The 9,883-nt window shown below is 65.9% G+C and carries 3 protein-coding genes and 1 pseudogene; 1 reads left to right on the forward strand and 3 read right to left on the reverse strand.

Translation table 11 applies throughout. The annotated features are described in order from the left end of the window. A partial coding sequence (locus ABD287_RS17675) for a hypothetical protein (RefSeq protein ID WP_344174537.1) occupies nt 1-519 on the forward strand: 519 nt, incomplete at its 5' end. 89 nt (nt 520-608) lie between these two features. Here ABD287_RS17675 and ABD287_RS18640 read toward each other — a convergent pair. The 3 genes and pseudogenes from ABD287_RS18640 to ABD287_RS17690 all read right to left on the reverse strand — a co-directional run. Next, nucleotides 609-902: pseudogene (locus tag ABD287_RS18640) on the reverse strand (IS3 family transposase); the annotation flags it as partial. Nucleotides 903-1,255: 353 nt separating this feature from the next. After that, nucleotides 1,256-4,699, reverse strand: coding sequence for an FxSxx-COOH system tetratricopeptide repeat protein (fxsT, locus tag ABD287_RS17685; protein ID WP_344174539.1), 3,444 nt, complete (start codon nt 4,697-4,699; stop codon nt 1,256-1,258). Nucleotides 4,700-5,137: 438 nt separating this feature from the next. Continuing rightward, complete coding sequence (locus ABD287_RS17690) at nt 5,138-9,685, reverse strand: phosphorylase family protein (RefSeq protein WP_344174541.1); 4,548 nt, start codon at nt 9,683-9,685, stop codon at nt 5,138-5,140. Between the last annotated feature and the right edge of the window lie 198 nt (nt 9,686-9,883).

The following is a 9,883-nucleotide window of genomic DNA, read 5'->3' on the forward strand; positions in this document are numbered from 1 at the left end:
GTCTACCGAGGGCCCCGCGCCCTCTCCAACACCGTCCGTTATGGACGAGGTGCCCGTGTCGTCCCCGCCGACGATCACGCCCTTGCTGAGATCACCTCAGTGTTCACCGAGCCGATCTCGGTGATGCCGCCAGGGCAGACACGCCAATTCTTCTACGATGTCAGCTTCCAGCCGTTCAAGGGCAACTCGCCGCTGCGGTGCCGCTTCGAGGTTGACTGTGACGGGCCGTTCGGGCCGGTCGAGACCGCCAGCTACGACGTGGACCTGACGCCGTACCAGGGTGGTTGGGCTGCCCCGACCACGCTCAACTCGGTGGTTCAGCAAATCAAGAAGGCAGTGTCGTCGCTTGACTCAATCGGCCAAGCCATCCGAGACGACCGCGGCGCTGCACGAAACACACTCGAGTGCAAGGTCGTTCAGTCGACGCAGCTGGAAGATGACGCGACGACCTGGCGGCCGGCTGACGATGGTCGACGCGGAACTCGACCGAGCGCAACGGACAGCAGAGAAACGAACTGACCTTGTATGCGAACTGGGCGAGGCATGGGTCTGCTGCACCAATCGGTGACAGTTTGACCTGCCTACCGTGTTGGTTCCAGTCCGGGTGGCTAAGTGTAAGGCAGCGACTGGGGTGCGATCGGACTGTAGTTGTACTCGATCGGGGTGAGGTAGCCCAGCGCCGAGTGACGGCGTTGGCGGTTGTGGAAGATCTCAAGGTACTCGAAGATCGCGTTCGCGAGTTCGACCCGGGTTTCCACTTCTGGCGGTTGAGTAGCTCGATCTGCATCGAGGACCAGAACGACTTCATTATCGCGTTGTCCAGCCCGTCAACGACGGTCCCGAAACGACGGCAGTAGACCAGCTTCGCCGATCTTCTCGCCTAAGACCCACGAGGTGAACTGGTGCGGCCTGCCTTCATCGAGGAACCTCGCCGCCTCCCAAATGATCGACAGCGCCATCTCCAGATCTCGGATCCGCAGGCGCGCGGCCCGCAGCTCAGCGGACTCGGCCGTCGTCTACCAGGCCGCGGGCCCCTGTCGATGTCATCCTGACGCAACCATTGCGACAGCGTCACCGGGTGGATGCCGAGTTCCTCGGCGGTCTGCTTCGCCTGCTGCCCGCACGCACGAGCGCGATAGCGCGAGCGCGGTACTCAGGCGGATACGGACGGGGCACGTCATCAAGCCTTCCAAACAAGGCCGCCAGTTAGCCACGCCAACTGGAAGCCCGCAGGTAGGGCAGGTCGTGGTGTCACCTATCGGTGCAGCAGACCCAGTTGACCCGAGGCGGCGAGGCAATCACGAAGATTAGCAACCAAAATCAGATACTCCGGGTCATGCGGTCCAAATGCGGACCGACCGATTGCCACGGCACGCCTCAGCAGTGGTTCGGCGGCTTCATGCCCATGGAGTTCCCCAATCGGTCGCGCCAGGTTGTTTAGGGCGAGTGCTGTGGTGCGGCTGGCGGGGCCCCCGGTTTGTTCGGCGATGGCGAGCGCCCGCCGACACAGTTCGGCGGCTTCCTCCGGCTTGTCGTCCAGAAGCAGGTCGGCGAGGTCATGCATGCGCCACAAAGTCTCGTCGTGGCTCGCGTCGGGGAGAGCCTCGGCTCCGGTCAGTGCGCGACGTCGGGCGGCGGCAGCTTCGTCATACCTCTCGAGGAGCTTCCAGTTGGTCGCCAGGCCGTCTTGCACCACGATGGTGCTGCGATGATTGGAACCGAACGTGGCAACGGCGATGTCCTCGGCCTGTGACAAGACCGCCACCGCTTCGCGCGGATTGCCGTTGTTTTGCAAGACGCCCCCCACGGCGGTCAGTGCCTTGATCAGATCCTCGTCGTCGGCGCTCGTGGCGCGGCAAAGATCGACCGCCTGCCGTGCGATCGGCTCCGCCTGCTCAGGTTGCCCGGTGATCATCAGACAGACGGCAAGCCGTATCATGAGCTCGATGGGATCTGTTCGCGGAACTCCGACCCGGTTGGTGATCTCCAATGCCCGCTGCAGCAACGGGATAGCGTCGTCCGCTTGGTCGAGGTGATCCTGAAGAGTAATTGCGAGGTTCGCCAGGCTGACCACCAGGCGCGGGTTGTCCTCACCTAACGCCGTTTCAAAAAGGGCCAACGCCCGCTGCTGGAGTGCCGCCGCCTCACCGCATTGGCCCAGGGCGATCAGGCTAGACGCGAGATTGTTCAGTCGGGTGGCCGCAGCGGGATGATCGGGGCCGAGAGCCGCTTCGGTGATGTTCACAGCACGGCGCTGCAAGGGGACAGCCTCACCCGGTCGGTCCAGTGCTGTCAGTGCGAGACCGAGGTTGTCCAGGTTGTTGGCGACGGCCTCGCTTTCCGGCCCCATGGTGGCCTCGTTAATGACTAGCGCACGGCGCAGCAGCGGTTGGGCGTCGGCGGCTCGGCCTGCCTGTTGCAGGGTCAGTGCCAAATTGTTCAACACGATCACGACCTCTGGGTCGGCCTCGCCGTACTCGGCCTCGGCGATAGATAGGGCCTGCCGATGTAACTGCTCTGCCTCATCGAAGCTGCCGAGCGTCCGCAGCGTGGCGCCCAGGTTGTCCATCCGGATTGCAATCTCGGGATGGTCCGGCTCCAGATCGGATTGGCAGATTTCCAGCGCCCGCCGCTGCAACGGTTCGGCGGCGTCGACTTCCCCCAGGGAGCACATTGTGCCGGCGATATTGTCGAGCTGAACCGCGACCTCGGCGTCATTTGGTCCCAGGACGGCCTCGGTCAAGGCCAAGGCATCGCGCTGCAGCCGCAACGCGTGCTGGTAGCGGCCGTGTGTGTGGTGGAAAAGTCCGACCTCGCCGAGCAGCCGCCCCAAGGTCAGGTCAGCCTCTCCGGTCGGGTACCGGACGGCGAACGCCTCGACGTGGGGCGATAGTTGGGTCCACGCTGGCCAGTCGGCGGACGAGTGCTGCGGATGGTCGCGCGGCATCGCCTGCCACAGCAGCGACAGCGCCAGCCCTCTGGTGATTTCCTCCGCGCTGGGCTCGGTGGTGTCGTCTTGGACGTGACGTAGCTGCTCGGCGGCGAAGACCTGCACGAGCCGATGGATGCTGATCTTCTGTGTCGTCAGGCCGACCGCGTTGTAGGACGCCAGCAGCGCCAACACGTGGTCGACGTCGCTCGGTAGGAGCAGGTCGGTGAACCACGCCCGGGGAATGTTGTCCGGGGCGTAGAACGATAGGATGCCCAGCACCACCGCCGCCGCCGGTTCGTGCCGACCGATGGTGTCCAAGGTAATGGTCAGCACCCGGGCGACCGCACGCTCGGCGGCGTCTCCGTGCGCGGTGACCGCCAGCACCTTCGCCGGCTGGGCGCGCAGCCTTGCGAGATAAGCCTCCACTGGTGTCTTCGTTTGGGCCAGGTACGCGGACGCCTGGTGCAGCGCCAGCGGAAGGTGACCGAGCTCGTCAGCCAGCGATGCCGAAAGCGGCCGATGGTCTTGGCCGCTTCGGTGTACCAACAGGTGCACCGAAGCGTCAGCCGGAAGGGTAGCCAGGCGCAGACAGTGCTCGCTCAGGGTCTCCCAGCCGATGTCGCGGCGGCTGGTGATCATGATGTGACCACTGTCGAGTTGCCCGATCAAGCTTTCGACGGCGCTGCGCGCCTCAACGTTGTCTAGCACGAGCAGCCAGCCGGTATGTGTCTGCAACCATCCGATCGCCCAGTCGACCAAATCGATGTCCTGAGCCGTTGACGTACCTGGATTCAGCCGGCGTGCGAGCGCGACGAGCCCGGCGTCGATTTCGTCACCGGACTGTGCGGTGATCCACCACCGCACCAGGTACCGGTCGCGCTGAACGTGGGAATATTGCAGAACCAGTTCACTCTTCCCGACCCCACCCAGCCCGTGGACCACCTGGACGGCGACGCCGTCGCTGGCCGACACGGTCGCCGTGAGTGCCTGCATCTCGGCGTCCCGGCCGACGAATGGCGAGGTCGGCCGCCGTGGCAGATTATGGATCGGCCGTACGGGTTGCAGCGCTTCCGGAGCTAGCAGGGTCCCGCCCGCTCCGTGGCGCTGAGCGTCTGCGTCTGGGGCGATCGCGCAGAAAGCCAAGGCGGTGCCGTGGGCGAAGAACGCATCGACCAGCTCGGGAAGGTTGCGCAGCCGTTCGGAAAGTTCCTCGCCGTCCCAGACCTCCAGTCGGCACCCGGCAGCCTCTAACCTACGGCTGGCGGCCTCAATCGCCTCGACCTGCTGTGTGCTCCGGGTGCTCGCCCGGGTGGCCAGTACGAAGACCGCGGACTGCTGTGCCCAATGTCCGGTCAGGAAGTCCTCGGCGGCCGCGACGATGGCCGAGGGACCTATCGTGGCTACATTGCGGCATTGGATGGTCAGGTAGCGGCGTCCGCCCGGCCCTGGCACACGCAGCCGCGCGTAGAGGTCGATGCCGTACTGCTTCTGGCCACTGGTCCCATACAGCCGGCACTGCTCGACCGTTGGATCACGGCGAAGGTACCGCAGCACCAGTCGTTCGAAGTCTTCCGAGGTCAACTCATCGAACGGCAGGATCTGCGGTGCCGTCCTCACCAACGTCGGCCGCGGCCCGGTGGGATCCTGCTCAAGCCACGTCGGGATGGGCTCCGTCTCCGGGAACGCCCGCGCTTCAGATGCGTGAACGCCGTCGGTGTCAACCGGTTCCCGGATGACGCCTCGATGACCGGACACCTCTCCGGTCATGATTCGACCGCTCCACTACTGCAATCCTCGACAGGGCGATGGCTCCTCATCCGTACATTGTGAAGGCCCTGCCGCCTAGCCGTCTCACGCACCGTCCGATGCGATGGCAGAAGATCGCCTCAGTGTCGCCTGTCATGGGGTACCGCGGCGTACGAGGGATCCAGCGCGGCAATGTTGAGCGAGAAGCTTGCTTTGAATGGCTGTGCCGCCGAAGGCAACCAGCAGCGCCTTCCGCCCGCACTCATCTGGCCGAGTTGAGAGCCTCGATCTTGACGGCGCAGGCACGTATCGGCCGCCTCCCGGACTACTACACCGCTGGATGATGGATCACCTCGATGGCCATAACCGTTCTTGCCCGAGCGGCGGGCGCTGGCAACCGGACTCTAGGATCACGATTGGGCAGTACGCCGCCTGGACTGTGTCGTTCCCGTGGCGCGGCTACCTCCCCACCGATTGGATGTAGGCCGCGAACAGGCGGCTGCCGATCTCATTATTGAGTCGTTCCACTAGGGCGGCGACTATACGGCTCGTGGCTTCTGGCCCGACCGAGTCGAGGAGTCCCCCGCACAGGATTTCGACGAGCAGCTCGAGTGCGTCTGCCGCCGGGTAATGGCGGTCGCGAAGGTCTTCGGCTGCGTTGATGATCAGCTCAGTGAGACGTCCTGCTTCCTCGGGAAGGTCAGCACCGGCGGCCACGGCGGCGCCGTCGCGGACTGCGGTGAAGAAGGGGTCGGCGAAGAAGGTGACCCAGGCCAGGAGGGATGTGACGACCTTCGGTCGCGCCGACGGGACGGTGGCCGCCGCGAGGCCATCCGCAGCCCGGTGAGCCCAGATCGCCGTTCGTTGGGCGTCCATGTCGTGGGGGCGGCGGCGGATGAGCGAGCGAAACTCGTTGAAAGACTCGGGGATGTCGCGCCATGCGGCGGGTCGGGAGATGGCCAGGGCGAGCGCGCTGTCGACGTTCCAGTCGGCCTTGCTCGCGAGGCTGTACCAGGGCTCGTCGATGGCCATGTCGACGACCCTATTCTCGCGTAATGACGCGACCGCAGCGGCGATGCCGCTTTCGTCGGCGATCACTCGGATGAGGTCGAGCGTTCCGAATGCAGGGATGCCCATCGTGCGGGCGAGGCCTCGTATGACGATGTCGTCGGCCCAAACGGGGACGCCGAGTTCTTGGGCGACGGTGATGGCGCTGAGCCAGCGGTCGCGGCGGTTGGCGTCGGCGATGGGTGCGACTTGGAGGCCTTGGACGTCGGCCCAGACCTGTTCAGCTGCGTCGGCGTGCGCTTGTGCTTCCTCAGGCGTGGTCTCGCTGATGACAGGGCGTTGTTGGTGTGTGTCCCAGCCGAGGGTGGCGGTGGACTTCAGGGCGAGGCTCCTGCGGGCGCGGGCGATGTCGTCGCGAACTGGGGCGGGGACGATGACGGAGTCGAGGTGGGCGGCAAGCTTCTTGAACGGGCGTCCGGTCCACGGTGCGACGACGATGGCGGTGGTGTCGACGACGGCGCGGCTTCCCAGCGCTTCGCGTGCTGCTTGTTCGCCGCGGTGGTCGTCGTCGACGGCCATGACGTAGCCGAGGTCGCGTCGGATGAGGCTTTCGGTGCAGGTTCGCCCTGCGACGTCGGTGAGGGCGGCGAGGGGGAACCGGCCGGCGCGTACCTCGCTTGTGAGTTCTTGGAGGGCCTGTTGGCGAGCGTCTCCGCTGCGGAGGAACTCGATGAGGGGGTCGAGGTTGTCTTCGGCGACGTTGATCTGGGTGACGGAGGCGTTCACTCCGTGCCGCTCGAAGTACTTCTCGATGTAGTCGCGGAGTTCGGCGATCTGGATCTCGGTGAGGGTGGAGCCGGGTCCCATCAGGACGACCGACATAGCAGCGGCGGCGATCTGCTCGTCGTCGGCCCAATCGGCGGCGGCGCGCATGAACATCGTGTACAGCTTGGGATCGCCGAGGTCAGCGCCCGCTGGTTCGGTGGCTGTGCGGTTGCGTGAGCGCCTCTCGTCGATGGCCCGGTGGAGGATCGCGAGGAACAGCTGAGCCTTCTCGCGCTCGTTGAAGCTCACGGCCGGTGCACAGAGGAGCACGGTGAGTGCCTTCTCGAACTTCTCCACGAAGTACAGCGCCTCGGCCAGCCGCCAGTACTCGGCCTCGGGAACCGGCAGGCTGTCGGCGCCGTATTCCTGGATGACTTGCTCGGTGCGGATCGTGACGTCGTGCCACTTGTTTTCGCTGCGGGAAATCTGCTGGAGGGCACGAAGCGCCTTCAGGCGCACCGGCTTGCCATCGTCGCGGCTGAGGAGGGTGAGCGCGAATTCGCGGGCGGTCGCCGTGAGTCCGTTGTTCATGGCGATCTCCAGGGCCTCGGTCGCCAGCGGGATGTCTCCGCGGCCCGTGCCTTCGTCGAACACCAGCCGGGCTGCTTCCTCGGCACGGCCGCTGGCGACGAGCGCATCGGCGTGAGCGTCTAGAGCAAGCTCGTTGCGTTCCAGCCCGCGGACGTGCCGCAGAGCCGCTTCTGGATCGCCTTGGCTGAGCAGAACCCGGGCGCGCATCACTTCGGCGAGGTCATAGTCGAGCTGCCCGAGGCTGTCGATGTGACGAATGACGGTGGCCTGCTCGTTCTCCTTGAGCGAGTTGAACTTGCGGGAGAGCGCCATCAGCGCCTGGAAGTCGCTGTGGTGATTGCCCGCGGACAGCTCCAGTGCAGCGAACAGGGCCTCCTTGGCCTCGCTTGCCATCTGCGGGCGGCCGCCGAGCACCGCCGCGCGCATCAGCTCGCCCTCGGCTCGGTCGGGGTTCTTCGCGGCGAGCGCGAGCGCGAGCTCGTCATTGCCGGTGGCCCGCGCGGTGAAGGCCCCGAGGCGCACGACCTCCGGGTGCTTGGCTTCGCGCTGCGATGCGAGCCCGTCTGGTGCGGGAAGGAGAAGCCGCATGGCACCGGCGAAATCGCCCTGAATTGACCGGGCACGGGCCGCGACCGCCAACGCGCTCGCTGACGCGCCGTCCCACTCCCGCAGGACGTCACGGACCTCAAGCGCGTCGACTTCCACGGCCCTGGCCCGCTTGGAGATTTCGTCCTCGACGTCGGCTGACGTGCGGCCGGACATGGAGACCAGCACGCCCAGCATCGTCTGTGCCTGGGTAAGCTGTGCTCCTTCGGAGTTCGGGCGAAGGGCTACCGCCCACTGCGCGAGCCGCAGGCCGTCGTCGGCCAGGTCCCGGGTCACCGGGTTGCCGCGCAGACGGCGCACGGCGAGACCGGACTGCACGCCGAGCTGGTCTGCCGCACCGGGCGCCAGCATCATCTGCGCGAGTTGCCGCAGCATCGTGGTCACCGTGACGTCTCGCAGCGCCGGGTCGAGGTCGACGTGCGGGACGGGTTCCTCGGGCGCCCTCAGCACGCCGGTAGGCTCGGTGAGGCCGAATGAGGCGATGGCGACCTCCGCGCGCGCCTTCATCTTGGTGAGGTCGCCCTCGACAACCGCCCGATAGAACTCGATGACGCCGCCGAACCGGGCGACGACATCGTCGTCGAAGCTGTCCAAGGCTCCGAGACCCGCTTTGCCATCGATGTCGTCCTCGTCGAGGTCCTTGCCGATGCGTTCGAGTCGCCCGGTGACGGTGAAGTACGCGCTCGCGTCGAGATCCCCAGTGAGTCTCGCGGCCGTCGCTGCCTGCTCGAACCCACGCCACGCGACCTTCGAACCGGCGATCGACGCGAGCGAGGAGACGAGTGCCCAGCCATCACCGGTGTCGTCCTCGCGTAGCCAGGCCGGCGGCCGGTGCAGCGCTCGGCTCAGCCATGTCGCTGCCGTGTCGCCGCCGCGCCGTATCTCGGCGAGAGCGTCTTTCGCCGCGTCTGCCCGCGCTGGCGAGCGGCGCTGGAGGCGATCCATCCACATCTGGGCGGCGCCGGGCAGGGCGACCGTGGCAGGATCCCCCTGGTCACCGGGCGGTTCTGGGTGAGGCGTGGGTCTACCGCGCCTGAAGTCGTCGGGGTCCGCGAACAGCAGGATGTCACGTAGCAAACGAGCGGCGTTGCCCGCAGCGTGCGGTTGTATGTCGTCATTCCCTGCTTTGGCTTTGTCGCCGATGAAGTCGGAGATGCCGCGCACGGCGAGGACGGGAAGATCGTGGATATCGGCCCCGGCGGCCAGACCGAAAGACTCCATATCCAGTGCGGCTGCGTCCTGAAACCGGGAACGAATTTCTTGCATGACGGGTCCGTCGGGGTCTGTCTGAACGGCCTCGACGGACACGATGGGCGCGGCGTAAGCGTGCGGGTGGTCGGCGTTGTAATGCTGGCTGCGGGCCGACGAGGTCCATTCGCTGTCCTCGATGCAAGCGTTGACGACACTGACCAGCGGCGCGGGCACGTCGTACGTCTTGTCCCGGCCTAGGAGCTTCGAGCCGGACTCGGTCGGCACCTGCTTGCCGACGTAAGGATTGTGAATCCTGCTCCCGACCACGACGTCTCCGTGGCGCTGGTCGGCCGGCTTCAGACCGGCGGCGGTGCCGACGAACGCGACGAGGTTCGCGTGTAGGTCGCGGGCGGCAAGCCCGACGAGTGCTGCCGACGGCGCGTTGCCCATCCCGGCGCGAGCCAGGTAGACCGTCCAGTTGATGCTGCCGCTGGACACCTCGCCGCGCACCATCCAGATGCCGCCCTGCCGAACCCGCTCGACGTTCAGGAGGCGGTTGCGGACTTCGGTGTGCTCCAGCTCGACCGCGGTGATCACGAGTGCTACCCGTTCCTGCGCCGAGCCCTCCATCTCCTTGATCTCGGCGACGTCCTCGGTCGTAGTCCATCGGATCGCCCGCCCTGCCGTAGCCGACCGGACAAGCTTGCGATTCTGTAGCGCCTTGAGCACCTTGTTCGCGGTGTTAGGCGCGATACCGGCGATATCAGCCACTTGCCGACCGCTCAGCGGTGCAGCTGATCGCCGCAGCATCCGGAGGATGTCGAGCTCGAGCGTTGTCAACGTCATTCTGCAAGTTTGACATTCCGCGCACGCCATGTGCAAGTCGGAGTAGTTTTGCACACGCGCTGCGCGGCCTGGGTGGTGCTTGTGAGCTCGGCAGATCGACCTAGTGTCGCGTGTCTGAAGTGATTTGACGAGTTGGGTGCGAGACAATGCGGCATGTCTGTTGCTGCGGCGGCGTTGGTCCTGTGTCCCGGTGATGGC

The sequence above is a fragment of the Pilimelia columellifera subsp. columellifera genome (assembly GCF_039532605.1).
Taxonomy (GTDB): domain Bacteria; phylum Actinomycetota; class Actinomycetes; order Mycobacteriales; family Micromonosporaceae; genus Pilimelia; species Pilimelia columellifera.